Below are 908 nucleotides of genomic sequence, written 5' to 3' on the forward strand. Positions count from 1 at the left end.
CGTATCCGGAGGTCGCCCATGACTGTGGTTCTCAGTCAGCTGTTCATCGGCATCAGCATCGGTGCCGTCCTGCTGCTCATCGCGCTCGGACTGTCCCTCACCTTCGGCCAGATGAACGTCATCAACATGGCCCACGGCGAGTTCATCATGGCCGGCGCCTACACCGCGTACGTGCTCCAGCAGACCGCCGGTCTCGGCGCGGGCAGCTCGCTGCTGGTCGCGCTCCCGACCGCCTTCCTCGTCGCGGGCGCGCTCGGGGTCGTACTGGAGCTGCTGCTCATCCGGCGGCTCTACGCCCGTCCGCTGGACACCCTGCTCGTCACCTGGGGCGTGTCGCTGCTGCTCCAGCAGCTCGCCCGGGACGTCTTCGGCGCCCCCAACGTGCAGACCCGGGCGCCCGAGGCGCTCACCGGCAACATCACCCTCTTCACCCACGGCGGTGAGAACTTCACCGTCGCCACCAGCCGGCTGTTCATCCTCGCGCTCGCCGTCACCGCCGTCGTCGCGCTGACGCTGCTGCTGCGGCTGAGCCCGCTCGGGCGGCGGATCCGCGCCGTCGTGCAGAACCGCGACCTGGCGAAGGTCTCCGGCATCGCCACCGGCCGCGTCGACCGCACGACGTTCTTCATCGGCTCCGGCCTGGCGGGGATCGCCGGGGTGGCGCTGACGCTCGTCGGCCCGATCGGCCCGACCATGGGCACCAATCTGATCATCGACGCCTTCCTGGTCGTCGTGGTCGGCGGCATCGGGCAGCTGCGGGGCGCCGTCATCGTGGCCTTCGCGCTCGGCGCGCTCCAGTCCGTCATGGAGTACTCGACGACCGTCAGCATCGCCAAGGTCGTCGTGCTGGTCGCGATCGTCGCGTTCCTCCAGTGGCGCCCCCAAGGACTGTTCACCCTGCGGACCAG

Annotated in this window: 1 protein-coding gene; it reads left to right on the forward strand. The window is 69.7% G+C overall.

Features of this window, described 5'->3' with window-relative positions; all coding sequences use genetic code 11:
• Window positions 1–18: 18 nt before the first annotated feature.
• Window positions 19–908: urea ABC transporter permease subunit UrtB (gene urtB, locus GCU69_RS05945; protein ID WP_156205326.1), on the forward strand; the 890-nt coding region annotated here is incomplete at its 3' end.

It is taken from the genome of Streptomyces lycii (assembly GCF_009735685.1).
Classification (GTDB): domain Bacteria; phylum Actinomycetota; class Actinomycetes; order Streptomycetales; family Streptomycetaceae; genus Streptomyces; species Streptomyces lycii.